Origin of the sequence: Mycobacterium asiaticum, from assembly GCF_001673365.1 — a bacterium.
Taxonomy (GTDB): domain Bacteria; phylum Actinomycetota; class Actinomycetes; order Mycobacteriales; family Mycobacteriaceae; genus Mycobacterium; species Mycobacterium asiaticum_A.
Window position 1 is genome coordinate 127858 of the sequence record NZ_LZLS01000003.1, and the last position, 24094, is coordinate 151951.

Sequence of the window (24094 nt, forward strand, 5' to 3'; positions counted from 1 at the left end):
CGAAACCCAGTGAGCGCGCAGCAACTTGAGCATGGGGACCTACAGCAGTCCGAGCAGGCGCAGGTCAGTGGCGTAGCGGACGATGTTGGGCGCCGCAACGTGCGGGATATCGGGGTGGTCATCGGGGTGGTCATCGGGGTGGTCATCGGGGTGGTCATCGGGGTGGTCATTGTCTGGGCCGATCCGGTGTTCCTGCACGGCGGTCCGAAATCGATCGGTCGATGCGTAGGCTCCGCCACCCGGTCGCAATGGCTCGGCCCGGGTGGAGTTGCCCGACAACAACATCGGCAGCACGGTGTGCTGGCGCTGTTGATCCGGTAGGGCACGCAGGGCGGCCTCGAACTCATCGAACCAGTCACCAAAGTCATCGATGCGCTTGATCGGGTACCCGGCCTCGATTAACCAATCCACGTACTCGTCGAGCCCCAGACCGTCGTCATGCGGATTCATTACGTGGTAAGTGGTGAAGCCGGCTGCGCTTGCGGGGGTCAACGTCGCTATCGCCTCGGCGACGAAATCGACTGGCAGACCATCGAAGTGCGCGCGTTGCCGATTGCCCTCAGAGTCCAGCTGGTAGAACGATCGCGGGGCTAATCCGGTGGTTAACAGGCTCAGCACCATCCGGGTGACGGTATCGGACACGTTGATCTGGCCCGCGTATGTGGTGTCGGCCATGATCATGCCGCAGCGGAACACCGCAACCGGTAGACCGCATAAGTCGTTAGCTTCCCGCAGTAACACCTCGGCTGCCCACTTGCTGTTGCCGTAGCCGTTGGCCAACGTGTCGTCGAGTGTCCGGGTCGGGCTGATGACCCGGATGTCGGCATCCTCGGTGAACAGCGCCGGCTCGATCTGTGTCCCGACGTCTGCCGTCGACACGTACGTGTACGGCTTGCGTTTTGTGGTCAGCGCCAACCGGATCAGCTCCGCGGTGCCAACGACATTGGGCCCGAACAGTTCGCTGTAGGGCAGGTAGGCGCTGATGACAGCTGCGGAATCGACGATCAGGTCGACAGTGTCGGCCAGCCGCTGCCAGGTCGGCTGGTTCACGCCGAGGTTGGGTTCGCTCTTGTCGCCCGCGACGACCTCGAGGTGTTCGATCGCCATTTTCTGAAAGTGCCGCAACAGTTCCGGATCGCCGTTGTCGAAGGCGTCGTCAAGCCGACACCGTGCGTCCTCGTCGGACTTGCCTCGCACCAAGCAGATCAGTTTGCCGTCCAGTGCTTCCAGCCGTTCCAGCCATTCCAGAACCAGGTAACGCCCCAGGAAACCGGTCGCCCCGGTCAGCAGCACCGTCCGTGGCTCGCCGCACTCGGGCGTGGATATCGGCAGCGTCGGAGCAGCGGTCAGGGTCGGTGTGGCGATGAATTTGTCCAAGGTGAGGTCGGCGGCATGTATCTCGGTGCAAGTCGCAGCGACCTCTCGGCCCAGCAGCTCACTCAGGGCAGCTACCGATGGCGCGTCAAACAGGTTGCGCAGCTTGAGCTTCGTATTCAGTGCGGTATTGATCGCGGCGGTCACCCGCATGGCCGACAAGGAGTCGCCGCCCAGGTCGAAGAACGAGTCGTCAACACCCACCCGCTCGAGGCCAAGGATCCGCGCGTAGATGCCGACCAGCGTTTCCTCGGTAGGAGTGGACGGGGCCCGGTATCGGTTGATGCCTTGGTAATCGGGCGCGGGCAGCGCGCGGGTGTCGAGTTTGCCGTTGATCGTCAAGGGCAGCGCATCGACGACTATCACCGCCGCAGGAACCAGGTAGCTCGGCAACTGGTCGGCCAGCATCGCGCGCACCGCAGCAGGATCCGCTGTGCCGATGAAATATCCGACCAGACGTCTATCTCCGGGGTGGTCCTCGCGCACCGTCGCCGCTGCCCGCTCGACCCCTTGGAGTCCGGCCAGCGCCGACTGAACTTCACCGAGTTCGATTCGGAACCCGCGGATCTTGACTTGCTCATCGGCACGTCCGACGCAATGCAGTTGCCCGTCGATGCCCCAATAAGCCAGGTCCCCGGTGCGATACATCCGTGTCCCCGCTCCGCCGAACGGGCATGCGACGAACCGTGCGGAGGTCAATGCCGACCGTCGCCAATACCCGACGCCCACTTGCCGGCCCGCGACATAGAGCTCACCCACACACCCGGGCGGCACCGGACGCAACCATTCATCGAGCACGAACAACGCCGATCCCGGCACCGGCGCACCGATCGGGGGTGGCGTCGAATTCACCGACAAGGGCGCACTTCTGGCCGCATCCACTGTCGTCTCGGTTGCGCCGTAGGCGTTGATCAGCACCCGTCCCGGCGCCCATCGCTGCACGAGCTCGGCCGGGCAGGCCTCCCCGCCGACCACCAACGTCATCGATTCCAAACCTTGCGGCGACAACATGCTCACCGCCGACGGGCTCTGGTCCAACACGGTGATCCGTTCTGCAACCAGAAAGTTGTGAAAGTCGTTGGGCGACTCCGTTACTGATTCGGGTACCACCACAAGTCGTCCGCCCCGCAGCAGTGCGCCCCAAATCTCCCATACCGATACGTCGAATGCATACGAATGACATTGCGCCCATACGCCCGCGCGCGGCAGGGACGCATCCAGTGACTCCACCATCGCGATAACGTTGCGCTGCGTGATGGCCACGCCTTTGGGCAGACCGGTAGTGCCGGAGGTGTAGATGACGTACGCGATCTCGGCGGCAGCGGGCGCCGGTAGTGCGCTGGGAGGGTAGGCGTGCAAATGATGAGCCGTGAGATCGTCGATGTCGAGCACTGGAACACTCTGGTCCGCAAGGCGATTCGCCAGTTCGCTGCTGGTGATCACCGCAATCGGCGCCGCATCGGCGAGCATAAACTCGATTCGAGCGGCCGGTAGGGCCGGGTCGATTGGAAGGTAAGCCGCTCCCGCTTTGAGGACGGCGGTCATTGCCACGATGGCCGACATGGAGCGGGAGAACAGCAGCGCCACAGTGGTTCCGGACGACACACCACGGCCGAGCAGGAGTCGGGCCAGCCGATTCGACTGCTCTTCGAACTCGCGATAGGTCATCGACAGGTCACCGAACTTCAGCGCCACCACATCGGGCCCGCGAGCCACCTGCGCCGCCAACGCCGCTGGAATTGACGTTTCGGCCGGTATGGATTGGGTCAATGCCGCCCGATTGCCCCAACCGCCGAGCCGAGCATGATCGGCATCGTCAAGCAGATCTATCGACGACAGCGGCGCGGCCGGATCGGTCGTCATCGCCGATAACAGGCGCACCAAGCGCCCGATCAGGGCGTCGATACTTTCGGCGGCGAACAACTCGGTGTCGAATTCAACGTCGAAGCTCAGCTCGGTACCCGGCCTGGCCTGGAGCGTCAAGGGATAGTGAGTGCGGTCATGGACAGTCAGGTTGGTCAGGGCCAAGTCGCCACTGCCCAACAGCACCTCGGTGTCGATCGGATAGTTCTCGTAGACGAATAGCGTGTCGAACAACCTGTCGTGGCCGGCGGCGCGCTGGATGGCACTCAGTGAGAGGTGCTGATGCTCCAGGGTGTCGTTGTGGGTCCGGTGCAGTTGTTCGAGCAGTTCCGCGGCACTGGTCGTCGGGGTGATGTTGGCCCGCACCGGCACGGTGTTGATGAACAATCCGACCATCGACTCCGCGTCGGTCAACTCGGTAGGCCGGCCGGACACCGGGACCCCGAAGACGACGTCGTGCCGACCGGTCAAACCCATCAAGAGCTGCGCCCAGGCCCCCTGCAGCACGGTGCTCACCGTGGTATGGCAGCGGCGCGCCAGGTCGGCAAGGGCCCGGGTGGCTTGAGCGGACAGGCGTCCCGAAGCAGAGCCACGCCGTCCTGGTACCGACCGACCCGTGGGATCGACCAATGTCGGAGTATCGAAGCCCGCCATAGCTGCGCCCCAAACCGCTTGCGCCGCAGCATGATCCCGACCAGCCAGCCAAGCGACAAACCGGCGATAGGGCGCCACCGCTGGCAGCCGATGCCCGTGATAGCTGCCGAAAATCTCGCGCAGCAGGATCGGCATCGACCACCCGTCGGCCACGATGTGGTGATTGGTCAGCACGAACCGGTGCACGTGCTCGTCGGTACGGATCAAGGCTGCCCGGAACGCGGGCTTTGCGACGAGATCGCATACCGCGGTGCGCTCGGCTGAACATAACCGCTGAACCTGCTCCTCGGTCTCGAGTTCCAGATACTGCCAGGAAGCTGCAGCGTCGACCGGGATGACTTGTACCGACTCTTCGAACCGGTCACAGAACCGGGCCACCAGATTGGGATGGCGCCGCACCACCGTCTGCACTGCGTCCCGTAAGCGATCCGGGTCGAGGTCTCCGGTGACGGTGAAATCCAGTTGCACCGCGTACACGTCGCCCGTGGTGGTGCCGGCGTGGAACAACAGTCCCTGCTGCATCGGGGTTAACGGCAATACATCAGCGACGCGGTATTGCCGCTGCAACTCGTCGATCTGCGGCTGGCTCAACTGCGCCGGTAACACGTCGGACGGCGTGAGCCCGCCCCCACCGGACTGCACATGGGCACAGATCCCGCGCAGTGCCCCGAACCACAACTCACCGAGCCGGTCGACCTGCGCTTGGTCAACGACCGACGGCGCCCAGGTCCAGTCCGCGTGCAGTTGCGGGCCGGCACCGGTATCGACGGTGACCGCGTTGAGGTCCACCGAGTGCGTCAGTGGCAACGCCAGGCCGGTGCTGGCGTGGTCGGTGAACAACGAACCCCATTGGCAGATATGCCAATACCTCTCGGTTGTGGAGGCAGACGCTGCCAGACGGCCGAGATAGTTGAAGCCGATCGTCGGGTCGTTTCCGACCAGGTCGAGGTCGGGGTTGAGGTAGCGCAGCAGGCCGTAAGTCAGCCCGTCTGGTAGGCGCCGCAGTTGCTCCTTGACGTCTTTGACCACCGCGCCCAACGCGGCGTCACCGGCTGCCACCTGCGACCAGGCCAACTCACCGGCCGCCAGCGCCACCGGGTATTTCGCGGTGAACCATCCCACCGTGCGTGACAAGTCGACATTGGGTCCCAGTTCCTCGTTGCGCCCGTGCCCTTCCACGGCGATGCTGATCGGCACGCCGCCACTATTGAGAAACTCGTTGCACGCCAATGCAAACGCGATCAACAAGATGTCCTGGACGCCGGCATGGAACGCCGCGGGCACCTCGCCCAACAGCAGTCGCGTCGTGTCTACCTCGAGCGACATCGACGAATGCCCGGCGCTGCGATAAGTGTCCACCACGGGCTGCGGTGCCGGCAGAGCTGGCGGTGTCGCCACCACTTGCTGCCAAAGATCGGCCTGGTCGACTACCAGCGTCGAACGTGCCCACTCATTGAGTATCGATGCCCACCGCTGGAATGACGTACCAGTCGGAGACAGCACGACGGGTTGCCCGATTCGGTGCTGTGCCCAGGCTATGTTGAAGTCTTCCAGTAGGATTCGCCAGGACACTCCGTCGACCGCCAAGTGGTGGATCATCAGCACCAGTTGTCCGGCCGGGGCCACCCACAATCCGCTCAGCATCACCCCGGCGACCGGGTTCAACCGGGACCGGGCCGCCAGCATCGTCTCGTCGGATATTGTCTGCACCGATTGGAGGCAACTTCCCGCGTCAACCGAACCCGCCTCGGCCACTGAAAAAGACCATCCGTCGCCGACCCGAAGCCGCAGCATGGCATGGTGATCGATCAGTGCCTGAAGCACCCGCACGACGTCGGCTTCGGTGGAACCCGCTGGGGCGGCGAGCAATACCGTCTGGTTGAACTGCGCGGCCTGGCCGTCCAGGCCGTGCGCGGCTTGCAGCCAACGCATGATCGGAGTGGCCGACACCGGACCAACACCCTTGTCGACGACGTCAGCCGCGGAATCGGAAGTCACCGCTACCCGGGCGACCCCGGACACCGTCTGCTCCACGAAAATGTCACGCGGACGGCATATTACGCCGGCTGCACGCGCGCGGGCCACCACCTGCATCGACAGGATGCTGTCGCCGCCCAGCTCGAAGAACGACTCGTCGGCACCGACCCGCTCGAGCCCCAGCACCTGCGCATAGCTAGCGGCCAGAATCTCTTCGACCGCACCGGTCGGGGCGCGGTAGTGGTCGGCATTCTGGTATTCCGGTGCCGGCAGTGCGGCGCGGTCGAGCTTGCCCGAGGAGTTCAACGGGAACTCGTCGAGCACCACGATATGCGCCGGCACCATGTACTCGGGCAACCGGGACTTCAACTGCTGGCGCACCGTATTGACCTTGGTAGCGGCGTGGGGATCGTTGGCGTGGTGGACTCCGCTGACGGGCAAGTAGACATCCGTCAGCGCTGTGATGCGTTGCGGCTCACGGTCTTGCACAGGCAGGAAGACGGCATCCAGCGTGTCGGGGCGAGCGCCGAAGGTGACCGAGACGTGACATCCGGCGGTCTCGCCGAGACGGTACAACTGCTCTGGGTCGACGGTATCTGAAGGCACCGGAGCCTTCGAGCCTAGGACGTCGGTGATCAGATCGCGGCGAGGTATGTCTGTGATGCGCAAGGGGATTCGGGATGACAACGCCATGCGTAGCCCGCTCAGGCCCCCGCATTGGGGCCACGGCCGAATCGTTACGTCGGCCAGCGACCGCACCGGGGTGGGATTCTTGTGGACGACGACGTCGTAGCGGTACCGGTTGAGTTCGTTGTCGGCTGTTCCCCGTTTGACTTGTATGTCGAGCCCGGCCACAGCCGGGTTGCCCGCCGCCCACGAGGTGAAGAACTCTGGCGCCAAGAACAATTCGGACTCGCTGGCGATCGCTCGACGGACTCGTTTGGCGATTTCGGAGTCGTCGGCAGTGCCGCCCGTCCGCGCGAGGGCGACCGCAGTGTGAAAAGCGTCCTGCAGGGTGTGGTTGCGCACATCACCGATGAAGACCGAACCGCCCGGCGCCAGCAGCGCCGTTACCTCCGAAAGCACTTGGGCCAGGTATCCGGCGTGCGGAAAGTACTGAATGACCGAGTTGAGAACGATGGTGTCGAAGCGGCCGCGCGGCAGCCCTTCGGTGACGTGGGCGGGGCGGGCCAGCAGCTGAACGCGATCACGCCACGGGATCTGCAGTTGTTCGAGTGTGCTCCTCAAAGTGTCGACGGCGACCGCCGAAATGTCAGTGCCGACGTAGTTTTCACAATGCGGCGCGATCTGTGACAGCAGCAGCCCCGATCCGGCACCGATCTCCAACACTCGACGCGGCCGCAAAGCCATGATCCGGTTCACGGTGGCCGACCGCCACTCCAGCATCTCCTCGAGCGGAATGGGCTCACCGGTGTAGCTACTGTTCCAGCCGCGGAAGTCCAAACCGAACGCGGGCACCGAGATCTCGGCGCCGTACATCTCGTCGTAAAGGCCCTGCCACTGTTCGACGATCTCGGCGTCTTCGACTTCGTCGCCGTCGTGTGCGAGCGTCAGGTAGGCGACGAGGTGAGCGCCGCCGGTGGCGCCGTGCTGCGCGGTGACGACCGCTTGGGTGACTTGCGGGCAGGACAACAGGACATTCTGAATCTCGCCCAGCTCAATGCGATACCCGCGGATCTTCACCTGCTCGTCGGAGCGGCCCAGATAGCTCAACTGCCCGTCGGCGCCCCACGACACCAAGTCCCCGGTGCGATACATGACGCTTCCGGGTGCCCCGAACGGGCACGCGACGAACCGCGACGCGGTGAGCGCGGACCGCCGCACGTAACCCATCCCTACCCCGCCGCCGGCGACATACAACTCGCCGGTGATTCCGGCAGGGACCGGCCGTAGCCACCCGTCCAGCACGAAGAAGGCGAGATGGGTCAACGGCACCCCGATCGGACTGGTGCTGGTGTCGGTATCGTCAGCGATGATCTCTCGCCACGAGGCATGCACCGTCGTCTCCGTGGTGCCGTACAAGTTGATCATCCGCGGCGACCCCGGCTGGCTTCGCAGCCAACCCCGAATGCGCTGCGGTTCAAGGGCTTCGCCGGCAAACAAGACAGCATCCAGCGCCAGCCGCTGCCCTGTACGCGGCATTCCACCAGCCTGGATAGCGGCTTGGAGTGCATAGAACGCCGACGGGGTCTGGCTGCAGATGGTGACTTGTTCGGCGACCAGCAGCGCGTGGAAATCTTCGGGTGAGCGGGCTACCGACTCCGGCACCACGACGAGGCGTCCGCCGCCGAGCAGAGCGCCCCAGATTTCGCAGACGGAGACGTCGAAGGCCAACGAGTGCCAGTGCGACCATGCTGCGGACGTCGGCAGCTGGGCATGCAGTGACTCCAGCAGTCGGGTGACATTGCGGTGGCTGATCGCAACACCTTTGGGCACACCGGTGGTTCCCGAGGTGTAGATGATGTAGGCGATGTCTCCGGCCGTTTGCGGCCCCGCTGGCCGCGGCAACGCGGTGCACGGGTGGTCGCGCGTTTCGGCCATATCCACGACCGGCAGGTCGAACCCGTCCAACCGATCGGCCAACGCTGCGGTAGTGACCGCGGCGACCGGCCGAGTATCGGCGAGCATGAACCCGATTCGTGCGGCGGGCAGCCCCGGATCGATCGGCAGATACGCGGCTCCAGCCTTCAGGACCCCGAGAATCGCCACGATCGCCTCGGCAGAACGCCAGAACAGCAGCGCCACAGTATTTCCCGGGCCGATGCCACGTCCGGTCAGCAGATTCGCCAATCTGTTGGCGGCCTCGTCGAGTTCGCGATAGGTCATCGAACGCCCGTTGAACGTCAACGCCACCGCTTCCGGTGCGCGCGCCGCCTGATTGGCCCACAGCACCGGAATCGGCGACTCGGCCGGCGCCGGCCGAACCAGAACTGTCCGATTACCCCACTCGTCGAGCCGCGAATGCTCAACGGGATCAAGCCGATTCACCGACGAAAGCGGCCGTGTCGGGTCGGCGGTCATGTTCGTGGCCAGCCGTGTGAACCGCTGGAAGAGTGTTTGGATGCGTTCGGCGCAGAACACTTCAGTGTCGAATTCGAAGCGCAGGCCCAGTTCGCTTCCTGGCAGTGCCTGGATTGTCAGCGGGTAGTGGTTGTAGTCGTGCCGGGACATCTCGGTGATGGTCAGGCCGTGCGCGCCGGACAGCGCGCCGGTGTCGATCGGGAAGTTCTGGTATACGAACAGAACATCGAAAAGCCGTTCGTGGCCGGTGATTCGGTGGATCTCGGCAAGTGCCAGATGCTGATGGTCCAGGGTGTCGTTGTGGGCGTTGTGCAGCTGATCGAGCAAACTTGCCGCGGTGGTTGCCGCCGTGATGGTGGCGCGCACCGGCACGGTGTTGATCAACAGCCCGACCATCGACTCCGCACCGACCAGTTCGGCTGGCCGACCGGAGACGGTGGTACCGAAGGCGACATCGTGTTGTCCGGTCAGCTCCATCAGTAGCTGCGCAAAGACGCTCTGCAGCACGATGTTTGCGGTGGTGTGCCGAGAACGCGCAAGATCGCGCAGCGCCGTGGTAGTGGCTGCGGGCACCCGGAACATCTCGGCGCGCCGCGGGCCTAGACCGAGCCGGTCCGGCGAACCGACCAGCGTGGGGGTGTGAAAGCCGGTCAGCACCGCCCGCCAGGCCGCGTGGGCCGCATCGAGGTCGCGGTCGGCCAGCCAACCCACAAACCTGCGATACGATCCGGGCGCCGGCAGGGACTGTCTTTGATAGCTGGCGAAGATTTCTTGCAGCACGACTGGCATTGACCAGCCGTCAGCCACGATGTGGTGGTTGGTCAGCACGAAGCGGTAGCGCTGGTGCGCGACACGAATCAACACAGCTCGGAATGCGGGCTGTTCGTCCAACTCGCAGACTGCGGCACGTTCGGCGGCGCATACCTGTGGGATCGACTCGTCGGTCTCGAGCTCCAGGTATCGCCACACCGCACTGGGTTTGGCGGGGATGATTTGCACCGGCTCGTCGAACTGGTCGCAGAATCTGGCGGCCAAGTTCGGATGCCTGACCATGACGGTGTGCACCGCTTCGCGAAGGCGGTCAGGGTCCAGTTCGCCGGTCACCGCGAAATCCAATTGCACCGCATACACATCGCTGCGGATCGCGCCGGCATGGAACAGCAACCCACGCTGCACCGGAGTCAACGGCAACACATCGGCAACGCTGTATCGAGCCTCCAGGTCGTCGATCTGCCGCTGCGTCAACCGCGCCGGCGCGATATCCGACGGCGTCAGCCCGCCTCCCCCGCCTCTGACATGCGCGCAGATCCCCCGCAGTGCTTCAAACCAGAACTGGCCGAGGCGGTTTACTTGCTCGCTGTCGACCGCCGACGGCGCCCACATCCAGTCCGCTCGCAGTTGCGGCCCAAAGTCGGTGTCGATGGTGACGGCGTTGACCTCCACGGAGTGAGCCAGCGGCATTTGCAGCCCCGCGTTGCTGTCGCCCAGGCGGGGTGCGATGCGCCAACTCGCTTCGCTGGCTTGGGCGGGCGCACCGAGCCGGCCCAGGTAGTTGAATCCAATGACCGGATCCGGGCCGGCGAGGTCGACGTCGCTGTTGAGGTAGCGCAGCAGACCATAGGTCACGGCGTGCGGCAGCGCGCGCAGTTGCTCCTTGGCATCCTTGATGATTGCGCCCAGCGACTTGTGGCCCTGCACGACCTGGGACCAGCTCGGCGTGTCGACGTCGAGCGCAACCGGGTACCTGGTGGTGAACCAACCGATCGTGCGTGATAGGTCGGCCGTCGCGGCGATCTCTTCGTGGCGTCCGTGCCCTTCGACATCGACGACGACGGGCCCTCCCCCATCCCCCAGGAACTCCGCCCATGCCAGCGCGAACGCGATCAACAGAATGTCTTGCACGCCAGCATGAAACGCCGCCGGCACCTCGCCCACCACCAGCCGGGTAGTTTCGGTGTCCAACGACGTCACGTGGTGTCCGGCCGTCGCGAAGGTATCGGATCCGGGATGCGCGGCGGGCATTGCGGCACGCGAGGCCAGCACCCGCCGCCAGCGGTCGGCCTGCGTTACCACCGCAGGGTCGTGCGCATGGTCGTTGAGCTGCGACGCCCACCGCTGGAACGAGGTACCCACCGCCGGCAGTGTGCGGCTGCGTCCGTTCGCACCTTCTGCCCACGCGGAATTGATGTCTCCCAGCAGGATTCGCCAGGATACCCCGTCGATTACCAGGTGGTGGATGATGATTGCCAATTGACCGGCTTCCGCGGTCCACAGTGCACTCACCATCCGCCCGGCCGCAGGATCCAACCGGGATCTGGCGTCCACCAACGCCTGTTCGGACAGCTCGCCCACCCGTTGAATACACACGCGAGCGTCCAATGAACCGGGTTCCGGGATCCACCGCGCCCATCCCCTGGCGCCATCGTGCTCAATTCGCAGCCGCAGCATGGCATGTCGATCCAGCAAGGCCTGCAGTAGCTCGACGATGTCGGCCTCGGTGACGCCGTCGGGAGCCTGGAAGACCATGGTCTGGTTGAACTGCTCGACCGGAGCACCGGAGACCGCCAGCCGCTCCAGCCATCTCATGATCGGTGTGGCCGAAACCTCGCCGATGCCTTCATCGGTCACCACCGACGCGTCGTCGGTCAGTTGCGCGACGGCGGCCAATCTGGCAATGGTTTGCTCGACGAAGATGTCCCGCGGTCTGCACAACACACCGGCGGCCCGCGCTCGGGCCACCACCTGCATGGCCAGAATGCTGTCACCGCCCAAGTCGAAGAACGGCTCATCGATCCCGACGCGTTCCAGCCCGAGCACCTCGGCGTAGATGACTGCCAGAATCTCCTCGACCGCGTTTATCGGGGCTCGGTAAAGATCGACGTGTTGATACTCGGGGGCGGGCAGTGCGCGGGCGTCGAGCTTGCCGTTGACGGTCAGCGGCAGCGCCTCGACCGTCACCACCGCAGCCGGAACCAGGTAGGCCGGCAATTTGGCTACCAGCGCGTCTCGAGCGGCAACCGGATCTGCCGTGCCCGTCACATAGCCCACCAGTCGCTTGTCGCCCGGGCGGTCCTCGCGGGCGATCACCACTGCCTGGTCCACGCCGGCGATCGCGGCCAGTGCGGCTTGCACTTCGCCGAGTTCGATGCGGTACCCACGGATCTTGACCTGCTCGTCGGCGCGTCCGAGGTATTCCAGTTGTCCGTCCGGCCGCCAGCGGACCAGGTCCCCGGTGCGGTACATGCGCGTGCCGGTGCCGCCGAAAGGACATGCCACGAACCGGGACGCCGTCAAACCACTTCGCTGCCAATACCCGACGCCGACGCCGCGACCCGCTACGTAGAGTTCCCCGACGATGCCTTGCGGTACCGGCCGTAACCAGTTGTCCAGCACCAGTAATGCCGCACCCTGCACCGGTGCACCGATCGGCGGCGGTTGCGCATCCGGCCTCACATCTGGTTTTAAAGGCGCGCTCATCGACGCATAGATCGTGGTCTCGGTGGGCCCGTAGGCATTGATCATGACCCGACCGGGAGCCCACTGTTGCGCGAGTGCGGCCGGGCAGGCCTCACCGGCGACGACGAGCGCCGCCGATTCCAGACCTGCCGGAGTCAAAACGCCTACCGCGGAGGGTGTTTGGCTCAGCACGTCGACTTGCTCGGCGGCCAGCAGCGCGTGAAACTCGGCGGGCGATGCTGCTGTTTCCTCGGGCACGATCACCAACCGCCCACCGCGCAGCAAGGTACCCCAAATCTCCCAGACCGACACATCGAAGGAATACGAATGCCATTGGCTTGCGCTGAACGACGCCGCCGCAGCGGGCGGTTCGAAGAAGCCGGTGACACCGAACAGTTGGGTGACGTTGCGATGGGTGATAGCAACACCTTTGGGAACGCCCGTGGTGCCCGAAGTGTAGATGAGGTATGCGATGTTATTTGCTCGCGGCTCGGGGCGAGCCGTGCCCGGGTATTGCTGAATCAGTGGTGATTCGATGTCACTAACGTCGACCACCGGCAGATCCCGGTCGGTGCGATCGGCGCTAGAGACCGCATTGGTCACGATGGCTACCGCCGTGGCGTCGGCAAGCATGAACTTGATTCGCTCGGGTGGTAACGCGGGATCGACGGGCAGATACGCCGCGCCCGTCTTGAGCACCGCCAGCATCGCGATAATCGCCTCCGCCGAGCGGGAGAACATCAACGCGACGACTTTGCCGGGTCCGGCACCGCGGCCAGCCAGCAAGTGCGCCAACCGATTAGCCGACTTTTCCAGTTCGCGGTAGGTCCACGAACGCCGTCCGCAAGTCAAAGCCAACGCCTCTGGCGTGCGCGCGACCGCGGCGGTCCACGCGGCGGGAATCGACATCGGCGGCGGCGCGGGTTGGGTGAGTACCGCACGGTTGCCCCATTGGTCCAGTTGCCGCTGCTCGCCAGGGATAAGCAGATCCACCGATGACAAACGTCTATTCGGACGGTCGGCCAGCGCGTCCAGCACCGCGGCAAACCGCTCGACGAGCTTTTCCATTGTGGCCGCGTCGAACACATCGCTGCGGAACTCGAGCGTGCCGCCAATTCCCGCGAATTCGCCGGTCCGCGCGAAGGACTCGCCCAACGAAAACGCCAGATCCATCCGCGCGGTGTGGGTGTCGACCGGTACTGGTTCGATCTCGAGATCGCCCAGCACCAGGTCGGGTGCGGCGTTGTTTTGCCAGGCCAGCATTACCTGGACAAGCGGATGGTGGGTGAGCGAGCGCTCGGGGTTGAGTCGATCCACCAGCATCTCGAACGGCACGTCCTGATGCTCATAGGCGCCCAGGCTTCGCGTCCGCACCTGAGCCAGCAGTTCCGCGAAGGTCGGGTCACCGGCCAGATCGACTCGCAACACCAAGGTGTTGACGAAAAATCCCACCACACCGTCCAGTGCCGGGTCGCCGCGTCCGGCGATCGGGAAGCCCACTGCCACATCGGAACTGCCGCTGAGTTTGGACAGCAAGACCGCCAGCGCCGCCTGAACCACCATGAAACTGGTGACGCCGTGGGTGTCGGCCACCTCGCGCACCCGTCGATGCAGAGCCGCCGGCCATTGCACCGCGACTTTGTCGCCGCGGTGATCGGCCACCAGCGGATAGGGCCGGTCGGTGGGCAACTCCAGGTGCGACGGCAACCCGGCCAGCGCACTTTCCCAGTACTCCCACTGAGCCGCCAATGCGCCATCGGACTCGCCATCGCCATCGGCAAGCTCTCCGAAGTTGTCGCGTTGCCACAGGGTGTAATCGGCGTATTGCACAGCCAGTTCGGCCCACTGCGGTGGCCTTCCTGCGCACCGGTCCGCATAGGCCGTCCCAAGGTCGGCGGCCAGCAGCCCGACCGACCAGCCGTCCGCGGCGATGTGGTGGACTACGATCAGCAGCAGGCTCTCCTGCTCGGCGACACCGAAAAGTGCCGCGCGCAACGGTATCTCATTCGCGAGATCGAACGGGTGGCGTGCTGTCTGCGCAACGGCCTCGTCGAACCGGGAGGCCGACCAACCGTCGGTATCCACCACGTGCAGACCGAAACCTGTTGCGTCGAACGGCTTTATTTCCTGGCGCGAAATGCCATCGATAGAAGAGAACAGCGTTCGCAGACTCTCGTGCCGGCCGACGACATCGGCCAGTGCGGCACCCAACGCTTCGATATCGAGCTCGCCTCGCAACCGCAACCCCACCGCCATGTTGTAAATCGGTGAGGGCCCCTGGAACTGGTCGATGATCCATAATCGGTTCTGGGCAAACGACAATGGGACCACCTCGGGGCGCTCGGCGGCCACTACTGGGCTTAACCGACGCCCGCCGACGCCGATACGCGGTGCCAACTGGGCGATCGCCGGGGCGTCGAAAAGGTGCCGCACACCAAGCCCGGCATCCAGGGCCGCGTTTACCGCGGCGACCACCCGCATCGCGAGCAGCGAGTCGCCACCCAGGTCGAAGAATGACTGGTCGACACCTACCCGCTGCACGCCGAGGACGTGCGAGTAGATGCCGGCCAGGATTTCCTCGATCGGGCTGGCCGGAGCACGGTAGTGGTCAGCATCTTGGTATTGCGGCACCGGTAGGGCATTGACATCCAACTTTCCGTTGACCGTCAACGGCAGCACCTCGACCACCACCACGGCGGCGGGCACCAGGTAGGAGGGCAGTCGTTGCGCCAGCTCGGCTCGTATCCCAGCCGGATCCACCGTCCCGGCAATCACCTCGGTGAGATAAGCCACCAGACGCTTATCGCCCGCGCGTTCCTCCCGCACGACCACGACCGCCCGGTCCACCCCGTCCAAGCAATCGAGCGCCGCCTGCACCTCTCCTGGCTCGACGCGGTACCCGCGGATCTTGACCTGCTCGTCGGTGCGCCCGACATATTGCAGTTGCCCGTCCGGTCGCCAACTCACCAGATCTCCGGTGCGATACATCCGGGTGCCGCTACCACCGAACGGGCAGGCCACGAATCGCGACGCGGTCAAAGCGGTGCGGCGCAAGTAGCCGTATCCGACTCCCCCGCCGGCCACGTAGAGCTCCCCGACCACACCGGAAGGCACCGGACGCAACCATGCGTCCAGGACAAACAAGGCCGCCCTGGGCACCGGCGAACCGATGGGTGGAACTCCCGACCCGGGCGCCAGCGGTGCGCTCACCGCCACGTAAATGGTTGTCTCGGTTGGGCCGTAGGCGTTGATCATCATCCGTCCCGGCGCCCAGCGATCCACCACGTCAGCCGGACAGGGCTCGCCGCCCATCAACAAAGTCGCCGACTCGAGTCCTTCGGGGGCCAGCATCCCCACCGCGGATGGAGTTTGAGTGAGCACGTTGACGCGCTGGGAGACCAGCACATCATGAAAGTCGTTCGGGGAGGCCGCGACTGCTTCGGGCACCACCACGAGTCGACCGCCACGCAACAGCGCGCCGAAGATCTCCCACACCGAAAAGTCAAAGGCATACGAATGCCATTGCGACCACACCAGATCGGATCCGGTAGCCAATCCGCCTAGCGACATGATCAGCTGAGTCAGGTTGTGATGACTGATCGCCACACCTTTCGGAACACCGGTAGTGCCCGAGGTGTAGATGACGTAGGCGATGTCATCCGGTGCCGCCGATACCGGACACGATTGCCCGCCGGGCGCAGGGGATTCGACGTCAACGATGTCGATGATCGTCAGGTCATGCCCGTCAAACCGATCACGCAGTGCGGCGGTGGTGATCGCGGCGATCGGTGCCGCGTCACCGATCATGAAAGCCACCCTGTCGCGTGGCGTTGCCGGGTCCATCGGCAGGTATGCCGCACCGGACTTAAGTACCGCGAGGATGGCGACGATGGCCTGGTCAGACCGCTCCAGCAGCACCGCCACGAAGGTGCCGGCACCGACATGCTGACGAGATAACAATGCCGCCAAGCGGTTTGCGGCTTCGTCGACCTCTCGATAGGTCCATGATCGTTCACCAAAGGTCAATGCCAACGCCGCCGGGGTGCGCGATACCTGCGACGCCCACACGTGCGGGATCGACGGCGCTGGAGATACCGGCTGGGTCAAGACCGCCCGGTTGCCCCATCGATCCAGGCAGGCCCGCTCATCGGTGTCGAACCAAGCTATCGACGACGAGCGTTGTTCGGGATCCGCTGTGGCCGTGGCCAATACCGTCGCCAACCGATCGATGAACATTTCGACGGTGGCTGAATCGAACACGTCGGTGCGGAATTCGACCCGACCGCCGATTCCGGCGAGTTCGCCGGCCTGCGTGGTGTTTTCGATCAGGAACAACGCCAGATCCATCCGGGCGGTGTGGGTGTCCACGGGTATCGGAGTGATCTGCAGGCCGCCCACCGTCAGTCCGAGGGTTGGGTCGTTGTGCTGCCAGGCCAGCATCACTTGGATTAGGGGGTGATGGGTCTGTGATCGCGGCGGATTGAGCCGGTCGACCAGTACCTCGAAGGGCAGGTCCTGATGTTCGTAGGCGGCCAGGCTGCGCCGCCGCACCTGGGCGAGCAGCTCGGCGAAGGTCGGATCCCCGCCCAAGTCGACCCGCAGGATCAGCGTGTTGACAAAGAATCCCACTAGCGCTTCCAGTGCGGGATCACCACGGCCGGCGATCGGAAAGCCCACCGCCACATCGGTAGTCGCACTCAGGCGGGACAGCAGCAGGGAAAGGGCGGCCTGAACCACCATGAAGCTGGTCGCATTGTGCTGACGGGCAAGATCGCGGATGCGCTCCTGGAGCGCCGCGGGCCAATCCACCCTCACCTGATCACCACGGTGATCGGCCACCGGCGGATAGGGACGATCGGTGGGCAGCTGCACGCGTTGAGGCATCCCGGCCAGCGCCTCTTCCCAGAAGGCGACCTGCGCAGCCAGCGGGCTGTCGAGGTCGGCTAGATCGCCCAGATTCTCGCGTTGCCACAGCGTGTAATCGATGTACTGGACCGGCAATTCAGGCCAATTCGGCGCGTGTCCGTCGCAGCGACTCACGTAGGCCGTGATGATGTCGCGGGCCAACACGCTGATCGACCAACCATCCCCGGCGATGTGATGCACGACCACCACCAACACATGTTCTAGCGGGGAGACGCTGAAAAGCGTTGACCGAAGCGGAATTTCAGTCGATAGGTCAAAGCCGTACCGGGCAACCTCCTCGATGGCCGCGGTCAGCCGATCCGCCCCCCAGCCGGTAGCGTCGACGACGTCCCAGCCGAAGTCGGCACGCGCCGGCGGAATGACGACCTGCCTAGGCACTCCGCTGACGGCGGTGAACACCGTGCGCAGCGCTTCGTGGCGGCGCACGGTGTCGACCAGCGCGCCCCCTAGCGCGGACACGTCGAGTTGACCGCACAGCCGCAGTGCAACCGCCCTGTTGTAGACCGCCGAACATCCTTGCAATTGGTCGATGAACCACAACCGGCTCTGCGCAAAAGACAGCGGCACCACCGCAGGACGCGGCACCGCCCGCAACGGCTTGATCCCGCCGGAAACACCCGCTAGGCGCGATGCCAGTTGTGAGATCGTCGGCGCATCGAAAAGGGCGCCAATCTTGAGATCGGCGTTCAGCGCCGCATTAGCGGCGATGACCACCCGCATTGCCGATAGCGAATCACCGCCGAGGTCGAAGAAGGATTCGTCAACGCTAAGCCGTTCCGGTTCGACACCGAGCACCTGGGCATAGATGTCGACGAGCATCCTCTCGATCGACGTAACCCGGTCGCGGTCTTGGTTATCCGGTGTAGGTGCTGTCCCGGTGTCGCGTTCGCTGTCCAGCGTTGTCATGGTGCCGCCAACCCCCAGACGGCATACAACTCAGCGGCCCGTGTCCTGCGCCAACCTCTCGCGCAGGCTCTTGGGCCGAATGTCGGGCCAGTGTTGTTCGACGTATTCCAGGCAGGCGGATCGGTCCGCCTCGCCATAGACCACTCGCCAACCATCGGGAACATCGGCGAAAACCGGCCAAAGGCTGTGCTGCTCCTCGTCGTTGATCAACACCAGGAAACGGCCATTGTCGTCGTCGAAGGGATTGATACTCACTCGTACTCCTAACCACCTAGTTGAGATGGGTCAAGGGCTAAACCAGCGAGCGCGGGACCGTCAGGCTTGAGACGGACCAGCGTCGTCAAGATAACACCGGTGACCTGCAATTCGGGAGATAAAAAACATCCGTTAGCGGCTCGCGGCACTTCGGGTTCCGGCCCGGCACATAGGCGCCGTCGACCCGTCGCGGTGTCGGCGAGAGTCGGTCTGCGCGTCCTACCCATTCCCGCTCCTTTGTCATCCAGCCGTTGCGATCAAGTACCCGCCGGGTGCGCGGCTACCGATCCCAAATTCGGGCGGTAGCCGCCGTTCGCCGACCGGCATCACAAAGGTTGCGCCACACCGCTTGTCATCCGTTCGTGAAGTTCTTGCGGAATTCTTGCGCGCTGCACGCAAGGGGGGCAGCGCCGAAACCGACTCCGTCGCGGGTTGATTGGGCCAACACAAAGAGCCGGCTCGGCTAATAACGGACGTCGGGTCTGCGGGTCCGCGGGCCCGGAGGTAGCGTTCGATCGTGCAGGTCGACCTCATGACCGTTCCGCAGCCCTTGGCGCGGATCGGCGATATCGCAAAACGCTCCCAGGCCGCGGGATTCTCGGGCTTGTTGTTCACCGAAACGGGGCGTACCGCCTATCTCAACGCCGCCGTCGCGGCTGGAGCCGCACCCGGGCTTGAGCTTTCAACCGGCGTCGCGGTGGCCTTTCCGCGCAGCCCGTTCGTCACCGCGGCGAGCGCCTGGGAACTACAGGAGGCGACCGGCGGGAAGTTTCGGCTCGGCCTGGGCACGCAGGTGCGCACCCACGTCGTGCGGCGCTACGGGGTGGCGTTCGAACGGCCCGGGCCCCGGCTGCGGGATTACGTGCGCGCGGTCAAGGCCTGCTTCACCGCATTCCGAACTGGAAAACTCGACTATCACGGCGAGTTCTACAACCTCGATTTCATCACTCCGCAGTGGAGCGCCGGCCCGATCGACGAGCCGGATCCGAAAGTCGACGTGGCCGCGGTCAACCCGTGGATGCTGCGAATGGCGGGCGAAGTGGCCGACGGAGTCCATGTCCATCCGCTCGGCGAACCCGGATACATCGGCCGCCACGTCACGACCAATATCGCTGCAGGCGCGGTTAAGTCCGGCCGTTCGCCCTCGGATATCGCGGTGATCGTACCGGTGATGACGATCGTCGGCGACACCGAAGAAGAGCGCCACCACGAGCGCGAACTCGTCCGGTCCAGTCTCAGCTTCTACGCGAGCACGCCCAACTACGCCTTCATCATGGACGAGGCCGGCTTCGAGGGCACCACCGCTCGGCTGCGTGAGAAGCAGAAGGCCGGGGACTTCAAAGGGATGGCGGCCCAGATCACCGACGACCACATCGCCACCTTCGCGACCGAGTCCACCTGGGACGGCTTAGCCGATGCGCTACTGGACAAATATGGCAGCACCGCGACCCGCCTTGTTTTGTACAACGCGCTGAGCGACTCTGCGCGCTTTGAACGCTATGGAGAGATCGCGCGACGCATATCGACCCGCTGAACCGGCTATACGCTGAAGTACAAGCCTGCATTCTTCGAGAGGTAGCGATATGCCTGCACCGTCCGCCGAAGTCTTCGACCGCCTGCGTCAGCTCGTCGCGATCAAAGACTTAGCCGATCGCCCGACCAAGACGATCGACGAGGTCTTCACCGGGAAACCCCTGACCACGATCCCGATCGGCACGGCCGACGACGTCGCGGCCGCGTTCGCCGAGGCTCGCGCGGCCCAGAACGAGTGGGCCCAGCGTCCGGTCGCAGAGCGAATCGAGGTCGTCCGGCGCTATCGCGACCTCGTCATCGAGAACCGTGAGTTCCTGATGGACCTGCTGCAAGCCGAGGCGGGCAAGGCCCGGTGGGCCGCGCAAGAGGAAATCGTCGACCTCATGGCGAATGCGAACTACTACGTGCGGGTCACGGCCGGCCTGCTCAAGCCGCGGCAGGTGCAGGCGCTGCTGCCGGCGATCGGCAAGACGACGGTGTGCTACCAGCCGAAGGGCGTGGTCGGGGTGATCTCGCCATGGAACTACCCGATGACTCTGACCGCCTCGGACTCGGTGCCCGCGCTGCTGGCCGGCAACGCGGTCGTCCTGAAGCCGGACAGCCAGACCCCCTACTGCGCGCTGGCGTGCGCGGAGCTGTTGTACCAGGCTGGGCTGCCGCGAGCGTTGTACGCGATCGTGCCCGGTCCCGGATCGGTTGTCGGCACCGCGATCACCGAGAACTGCGACTATCTGATGTTCACCGGCTCGTCGCAGACCGGCAGCCATCTGGCCGAGCAGGCAGGGCGCCGCCTGATCGGCTTCTCTGCCGAACTCGGCGGCAAGAACCCGATGATCGTGACGCGCGGGGCCAACCTCGACAAGGCCGCGAAGGCGGCCACCCGCGCCTGCTTCTCCAACGCCGGGCAGCTGTGCATCTCCATCGAGCGGATCTACGTCGAGAAGGACATCGCCGACGATTTCACCCGCAAGTTCGGGGAAGCCGTGCGCAACATGAAGTTAGGCGCTTCCTACGACTTCTCCGTCGACATGGGCAGCATGATCTCCAAGGATCAGCTCGACACCGTTACCGATCATGTCGATGACGCAACATCCAAGGGCGCCAAGGTAATTGCCGGCGGCAAGGCACGACCCGACATCGGTCCGCTGTTCTACGAGCCGACCGTGCTGACCGATGTCACACCCGAGATGGAGTGCGCTGAAAACGAGACGTTCGGGCCGCTGGTGTCGATCTACCCGGTCGCCGACGTGGACGAAGCCGTCGAGAAAGCCAATGACACCGAATACGGCCTCAACGCCAGCGTGTGGGCGAGTTCTTCGGCAGAGGGCCAGAACATCGCCGCCCGGTTGCGCACGGGAACGGTGAACGTCAACGAGGGCTACGCGTTCGCCTGGGGCAGCCTGAGCGCGCCGATGGGCGGCATGGGCATCTCCGGTGTCGGACGTCGACACGGCCCCGAAGGCCTGCTGAAGTACACCGAATCGCAGACCATTGCCACTGCGCGCGTATTCAATCTCGATGCACCCTTCGGTCTTCCGAACTCTTGGTGGCAGAAGTCGCTGTTGCCCATCGTGCGCACGGTGATGAAGCTGCCGGGCCGGAAGTGACAGCCGCTCTCGGCCGCCGTCAAGTCCTGCAATTGGTCGCCAGCACCGGTCTGGCCGCGGCCGTCGGTGGCTGCGCGACCGCCAAACCCAGTTCCGGACCGAGCACCATTAGTACCGCCCCGCCCCCAACCAGCGCCGAGACGACGGCAAGCTCCCCGACCCAACCCCCCGCCACCGGAGCGTCCGCCGCGATGCTGTGTCGGGACGCGTGGGGAGCTCGCCCGCCGCGTCCCGGTGGCATCCCACACACCATCAACCGGATGACACTGCACCACTCAGGTGTCGTCCTCGGCGACAACAGCAACGCCCCAGGACGCCTGCGCCAGCACCAGCGTTACCACCAGGACCACTACGGATGGATCGACATCGCCTACCACGTGAGCGTCGACCGCAACGGGAACATCTACCAGTTGCGGACACCGGAGTTGGTCGGCGACACGGCGACCGACTACGACCCCACCGGCCACTTCCTGGTGCTGTGCGAAGGCGACTTCGACACCGAGGCGATCACCGACGCCCAACTCAACGGCGCCGCCATGGCCTTCGCCTGGGCGGCGCAAACATTTCGTGTCTCGGCCACCACCCTGGCCAGCCACCGCGACTTTGCGCCGACCACGAGTTGTCCGGGCGCCAATCTCTACGCACGCCTGAGCTCGGGTGACCTCAAGAGGCGCATTGACGACCTGCTGGCAGGCGGACCGGTAAACCTGCAGGCGGTGTGCGGCCCGTCCGCGGCCGCGACCGTCGCCGATATCGAAGCCGGGCGGTGAAGGACGTCCGCCCTAGAAATACGCCGACAACCTGCTAAAGAGTGCAACATCTGCCCCATACGACACTAGAGTGCTGTAGGTGGGCACGGATGCCGAAGCTAAAGGCTGGGGCCGCTGGTTAGCTATCGCGGCCTCACTCGTGCTGGCCGGTGCCATGATTTACGCCCAGGATACGAAGCCGAAAACGCCGTGCTGCGCCGAGACCTCGGCCCCCCCGGCAGCGGCGGCATCGAGTCCGGCGAACCCGCCGTCCGCACCCGCACCGACGTTCGCCAGCGCCGCGGAAGTGGCGATGCTGGCCGGCAGCGCACCCGCCTTCGCCCAGGACTTCCAAATCGCGTTGCCCGCCGGCATCGCCTCCGAGCAGGGACTGCAGGTCAAGACCATCTGGGCGGCCCGCGCCATCGAGGTGTTGTTCCCGGAAATCAAGACCATCTACGGCTTCCGGCAGGACGCGCTCAGGTGGCATCCCAGCGGTCTGGCGATCGACGTGATGATCCCCAACCACGAAAGTGACGACGGCATCGCGCTCGGCAACCAGATCGCGGGATTGGCGCTGGCCAATGCCAAACGGTGGGGCATCGACCACGTGATCTGGCGGCAGAAGATCTATCTCGGCCCCGCGTCGGGGAGTTGGACGGCGGACCTCGGCAACGAAACCGCTAACCACTACGACCACGTCCACATCGCCACCAACGGCGGTGGCTACCCGACCGGGCACGAGACGTACTTCATCGGATCGATGACGCCCGCGCCGAATTAGCCGGGATGGTGGTCTGAAGCCCTCGCTCAGCGAGCTACGAGCTCCTTTGCCTTCCGGCGGCTTCGCTACCCTGGCCTGAAATGACGGTTCATCGATGGGGCAGGCGCGCGTTGGTGTGCGCCGCCACCGTACTCGTCGCCGGGATCGCGGTCTGCGCAACGCCCGCGCCGACCGGATCCGACACCGCCAGGAGCATCAAGTACGTGGCGCTAGGCGACTCCGCTGCGGCGGCACCGCTGGTCCCCGACCCCGCCGATCCGCCTGGTTGCTTCAAATCGACCAACGATTACCCGGCGGTGTTGGCGAGGCGCATCGGCGCAACGCGTTTCACCGACGTCACCTGCAGTGGTGCCACGACCGCTGACATCACCGACCGTCCACAGCAGACCAGCGGCGGCGCTGTCCCCCGCCAGATCGACGCGGTTTCCGTCGATACCGAATTGGTCACCATCACAATCGGCGGCAACGATGTTGGATTGGCAAGCACTGCATCACGATGCAGCAGAAGGTCGTTGGCGCAGCCACCATGTTTCGACACGCTGGCTACCCCCGGAGCAGACCGGTTCACCGCAGCGATTGACGAACAGATTCCGTTGTGGGAAGCCATGATTGAGGCGGTGCGGGCACGAGCGCCGCAAGCCAGGATCGTTCTCGTCGGCTACGGAACCTACATCCGGCCGGGTGGCTGTTTCGGCCAGCAGCCGATCAACCCGAAGGACGCCGACTACTTTCAAGCCAAGGTCGGCGAAATCAACGACCGCCAGCGGGAATTGGCGGTACGAAAGAACATTGACTTCTTCGACACGCGGCCGCTCTCAGTCGGACACGACATGTGCGCACCACCCGATGACAGGTGGTTCGAAGGTTTTGAACTGGCGCACTACGCGGCTCCACTGCACCCCAACGCGCTGGGAGCTGGCGCGGTTGGCAACGCGCTTGCCGAAATCATCGACCCTGACTCTCAGTGA

Annotated in this window: 6 protein-coding genes and 1 pseudogene; 5 read left to right on the forward strand and 2 right to left on the reverse strand. The window is 64.7% G+C overall.

Features of this window, described 5'->3' with window-relative positions; genetic code table 11:
• Positions 1 to 39 precede the first annotated feature (39 nt).
• Positions 40 to 18108, reverse strand: a pseudogene (locus A5634_RS00720) (amino acid adenylation domain-containing protein); the annotation flags it as partial.
• A gap of 120 nt (positions 18109 to 18228) precedes the next feature.
• Positions 18229 to 18453: an MbtH family protein gene (locus tag A5634_RS00725; protein ID WP_065142162.1), complete on the reverse strand. Its 225-nt coding sequence runs from the start codon at positions 18451 to 18453 to the stop codon at positions 18229 to 18231.
• Between the two features lie 517 nt (positions 18454 to 18970).
• Between A5634_RS00725 and A5634_RS00730 the strand changes: the two genes are divergently transcribed.
• The 5 genes from A5634_RS00730 (at position 18971) to A5634_RS00750 (ending at position 24094) form a co-directional block, all read left to right on the forward strand.
• Positions 18971 to 19987: a TIGR03617 family F420-dependent LLM class oxidoreductase gene (locus A5634_RS00730; protein WP_065142163.1), complete on the forward strand. Its 1017-nt coding sequence runs from the start codon at positions 18971 to 18973 to the stop codon at positions 19985 to 19987.
• Between the two features lie 49 nt (positions 19988 to 20036).
• Positions 20037 to 21593, forward strand: coding sequence for a succinic semialdehyde dehydrogenase (locus A5634_RS00735; RefSeq protein WP_065142164.1), 1557 nt, complete (start codon positions 20037 to 20039; stop codon positions 21591 to 21593).
• Positions 21590 to 22363 (forward strand): peptidoglycan recognition protein family protein, encoded by a 774-nt coding sequence (locus A5634_RS00740; RefSeq protein WP_253861437.1) that lies wholly within the window; start codon positions 21590 to 21592, stop codon positions 22361 to 22363. The genes A5634_RS00735 and A5634_RS00740 overlap by 4 nt, the downstream gene beginning before the upstream one ends.
• Before the next feature lie 79 nt (positions 22364 to 22442).
• A complete protein-coding gene (locus A5634_RS00745; RefSeq protein ID WP_065142165.1) occupies positions 22443 to 23126 on the forward strand; it encodes a glycoside hydrolase in 684 nt (227 codons plus the stop codon).
• Positions 23127 to 23206: 80 nt separating this feature from the next.
• Positions 23207 to 24094, forward strand: a complete 888-nt coding sequence (locus A5634_RS00750; RefSeq protein WP_081290113.1) for an SGNH/GDSL hydrolase family protein — start codon at positions 23207 to 23209, stop codon at positions 24092 to 24094.